Raw genomic sequence first — 4,291 nt, 5'->3', positions numbered from 1 at the left:
ATTTATTAAAATTCTTTATATAAAAATATCGGTTTATAAATTTATAAACTTTAATTAAATAAAAAATGAAAAGAAAAACTCTTGCAGAATTTTATAAATACTTATAAAATAAAACTATTATTAAATATTTAAATAATTTTAAATGAAAAAGGAGAATAAAATGTTTAAAAGCAAATATGTAAAAAAAGTTTATGACGATTTATGTAAAAAAAATAAAGGCGAAAAAGAATTTTTGAATGCGGCGCTTGAGATATTGGAATCATTAGAACCGTATGTTATGAAAAATCCTATAGTCGAAAAAGAAAAAATTCTTGAAAGATTTATAGAACCAGAAAGACTCATAATTTTTAGAATTTGTTGGGTAAACGATAATCATAAAATTCAAGTCAATAAAGGTTATCGAGTTCAATACAGTTCGGCAATCGGTCCTTATAAGGGCGGACTTCGATTCCATAAAACCGTTAACGCTTCGATAATTAAATTTTTAGGATTGGAACAAGTTCTTAAAAATTCTTTAACTTCGCTTCCAATGGGCGGAGGAAAAGGAGGCTCGGATTTTGACCCGAAAGGAAAAAGCGACAATGAAATTATGGCGTTCTGTCAGGCTTTTATGACGGAATTATATCGTCATATAGGTCAAGATACGGATGTTCCAGCGGGAGATATTGGAGTCGGCACACGAGAAGTCGGATATTTATACGGACAATATAAAAAAATCTGCAACGAATCGGTTGGCGTTATGACGGGAAAAGGATTATCATTCGGAGGCTCGCTTACAAGAACGGAAGCGACAGGCTACGGATTATGTTATTATACCGAAGAGGCTTTGAAAACTTTAAAAAATACCGATTTTAAGAATAAAACTGTTGTAATATCTGGAAGCGGAAATGTCTCAATATACGCTTGCGAAAAAGCTAAAAATTTAGGAGCTAAAGTCGTGGCTATGTCGGATTCCAACGGTTATATTTACGATGAAAAAGGAATCGATTTGGATTTAATCAAACAAATAAAAGAAGTAAAACGCGGAAGAATAAAAGAATATTTGGAAACTCATAAAGACGCAAAATATTCGGAAAATTCTAAAGACATTTGGAAAATTAAATGCGATATTGCCCTTCCATGCGCCACTCAAAACGAATTGGATTTGGAAGACGCCAAAACTCTCGTCCAAAACGGAGTCATAGCCGTATGCGAGGGAGCGAATATGCCTTCAAGTTTGGATGCGGCTAAATATTTCATCGATAATAAAATAGTATTCGGACCGGGAAAAGCGGCTAACGCTGGCGGAGTGGCAACTTCTGGACTTGAAATGTCTCAAAATTCAATGCGTTATTCTTGGACTTTTGAAGAGGTTGATTCCAAATTAAAAGATATAATGGTTAATATTTTCAAAAATACGCATGAAACTGCAAGCGAATTTGGTAATCCTTTCGACACTTTAACGGGCGCGAATATAGCGGGATTTAAAAAAGTATGTAGCGCTATGATTAGTCAAGGCGTGATTTAAATAATAAAAATTAGTCATTGCGAGCGAGTGAGGCTAAAGCCCGCTGTAAGCGAACAAACGAAGCAATCTGCATAAAATAGATTGCCCGCCTTCATATAACAATGATATACATTCTTCGTTATTACGAGCAAAAATCCCAAAGAGTTGGATAAATTCTTGAATGGAAGAAGAAATCTATCTTGGATATGGAATTTTGACGGCAATAACTAGAGATTTGCTTCCGCAAAACCTTACGATTGCATTTGGAAGAACATCCAGAAAGCGGTTGGTTTAATAGATAATAAAAAATACTTGACAATTAAAAAATAATTGCTATAATATAAATAGATAAAACAATTTTAGGAGGTCATATTATGACAAAAATAAAAATTTTATGGTTAATATCTCTCGCTATTATGGTGGTTATGGTTTCGGTGGCTTGTAAGCAAAAACCGACAAATGTGAACGATTTCATGTTGGTGGAAGAACCGTCTACGCCAGAATTTCCTTCCGAAAATACAAATAAAAAATTACCCATCGATGCTAATCAAGGATTGATTCAATTTAAAGGTTTATCGTTCAAATCTGGCGGTTATATTTTAAATGGCGACCTTTCAAAAATCATATATTTTTACGCGGATGTAAAAGTCGATAGCGAATCAAAACCTTATATAAGCGCCATAACTAAAGATGCCGATGGAAATATTATAGAAGAGGAAGGCAAATTTTATAATAATTTAAATGAAACGGGAGCGATTTACAATTTGGAAGGAGTTAGATACCAAAGTCATAATAAAAATACCGCCGTTGCCACCTTTGTTGAAGACGGTTATTTGAGAATAAAATTTAGCAATTACGGAACGGAATTTACTTATTCGTTAATTGGAAAATCCGAAGAAATTATAGAGCCAGATGGAAATAAAGGGATAGAACAATTTGAGGGAAAAGTTTATAAATCTTATGGACATGTGTATAAACTTAACCCTAATCATGTGTTTAGCTTTTCTGCAGAAGTAAAAGACGGTAAAATAGTCGTAAACAGATATAACGCAAAAGGCGAAATAAACCAAAATAGCGACTATCCGCACGCTTATCCTATAACCGCTGGAAAAGGCTACGGTCCTTATACTTTCAAAGGAAACGACAAAAGCCTCGGCAATGGCAATACGCTTGAAATAAACGGACAAATTCTTTATATAACTGGCGGAAAAGCTACATTTGACGCTAACAGCTTGACTATAGTTTTCCAATCAGGCGGAGCATATGAAACGGTTAAATTTAGCGCTCAATAAATAAGAATATAGTAATTAAAGTTGAATCGTAATCATTAGGGGATTTTATCCTCTAATGATTTTTTTATTTTAAATAACTTTAATTTAAATAATTATAAAAAATGTCGTATATGTATTATTTCAATTATTAATTTTTTAAAAATATAAAAAATTCTATGAATTCGTTAATAATAACTGTTGACATTATTCCAATAAAATATTAAATCATTCTAACAATTAATTATAATATATTAAAATCAAGGAGTAAAGAAATGAAAAAAATTAAATAAGGCAAAAGTTTTAAAATATTTGATACAATAAAATCCTCAAGGCGATACATTAAAATGTGTCGTCTTTTTATCATATAATTATTATTTGGAAATTATCTGCACATAAACTTTTCTATTTCTTGCGCCGTCAAATTCAAAGAAATAAATATTCTGCCAAGTTCCCAAAACTATTTTTGAGCTTTCTATTATTACGGTTAAACTTGGAGATACAAGCGAAGATAAAACATGAGCCTGTGAATTGCCTTCGGAATGTTCGTAATTATCGTGTTGAGGCACTAATTTATTAAGCGCATTTTTCATATCAAAAACCACATCGGGGTCGGCATTCTCGTTTATTCCAACCGCCGCAGTGGTATGAGGCGTGAATATTACCGCTATTCCTTCTTTTACTTTTTCCTCGTTTATGCATTTTTGAACTTCGTCCGTTATGTCGACTATATCAAATCTTGATTTTGTTTTTATATTAATAGTTTTCATTATTTTCTAAAACCGCCGATGAAATAATTTTATTAGAATTTATATTTACTCCGCATACTCTTATTATGAAAATATTATATAATGAATTTTAGAAAAAACAAGTTGATTTGTTTTGTAAAAATAATTTGGAGCTTACTTTGTATAAACCCTACCGTTATGTTTCGCTTTTATCTTATCCACAGTCTCGCTAATCATATTAACCGCTTCCATTATCTCGCTAAATACTTCGGGCTTGATAGATTGCGCTCCATCGCATAAAGCATGTTCGGGGTCGTTATGAACTTCTATTATCATTCCATCAGCTCCCGCCGATAAAGCAGCCAATGTCAAAGGCATCGCCATCCAAGATTTTCCGCTCGCATGAGACGGGTCGCCTATCACGGGCAAATGACTCATTCGTTTTATCATTGGAATCGCGCTTACATCGAATGTATTACGCGTATAATTTTCAAATGTTCTTATTCCTCTTTCGCATAAAACGACATCGCTATTTCCTTTATCCAAAATATATTCGGCGCTCATTAACCATTCTTCCATCGTATTTGCCAAACCTCTTTTTAATAAAATCGGTTTTTTCAATTTGCCTACTTCTTTTAATAATTCAAAGTTTTGCATATTCCTTGCTCCGATTTGAATCATATCGACAATATTGTCAAATTCTTCCAAATGACGAATTGAAACTATTTCGCTTACTATTGGAATTCCAACTTCTTCTTTGACAAGTTTTAATATTTTAAGTCCGTCCAAAGCCAAACCTTGAAACGCGT

Annotated in this window: 4 protein-coding genes; 2 read left to right on the top strand and 2 right to left on the bottom strand. The window is 32.8% G+C overall.

Annotated elements, in window-relative coordinates; translation table 11 throughout:
• Nucleotides 1-160 precede the first annotated feature (160 nt).
• Nucleotides 161-1,507 carry an NADP-specific glutamate dehydrogenase gene (gene gdhA / locus EZH24_RS07840; RefSeq protein ID WP_137998559.1) on the top strand — a complete coding sequence of 449 codons (1,347 nt, stop codon included), beginning with the start codon at nt 161-163 and terminating at the stop codon, nt 1,505-1,507.
• Between the two features lie 353 nt (nt 1,508-1,860).
• Nucleotides 1,861-2,778: a hypothetical protein gene (locus EZH24_RS07835; protein ID WP_137998558.1), complete on the top strand. Its 918-nt coding sequence runs from the start codon at nt 1,861-1,863 to the stop codon at nt 2,776-2,778.
• A gap of 350 nt (nt 2,779-3,128) precedes the next feature.
• Here the strand turns inward: EZH24_RS07835 and EZH24_RS07830 are convergent, their stop codons facing one another.
• Both EZH24_RS07830 and aroF read right to left on the bottom strand, forming a co-directional pair.
• Nucleotides 3,129-3,524: a secondary thiamine-phosphate synthase enzyme YjbQ gene (locus EZH24_RS07830; RefSeq protein ID WP_137998557.1), complete on the bottom strand. Its 396-nt coding sequence runs from the start codon at nt 3,522-3,524 to the stop codon at nt 3,129-3,131.
• 132 nt (nt 3,525-3,656) lie between these two features.
• Nucleotides 3,657-4,291, bottom strand: a 635-nt coding sequence (gene aroF, locus EZH24_RS07825) for a 3-deoxy-7-phosphoheptulonate synthase (RefSeq protein ID WP_137998556.1), incomplete at its 5' end; no start/stop codon positions are given.

Origin of the sequence: Brachyspira catarrhinii (assembly GCF_005518285.1) — a bacterium.
In the GTDB taxonomy this organism is placed as follows: Bacteria; Spirochaetota; Brachyspiria; order Brachyspirales; family Brachyspiraceae; genus Brachyspira; species Brachyspira catarrhinii.
The sequence above is the reverse complement of the archived record's forward strand: the minus strand, read 5'-3'. Positions and strand labels throughout refer to the sequence as shown.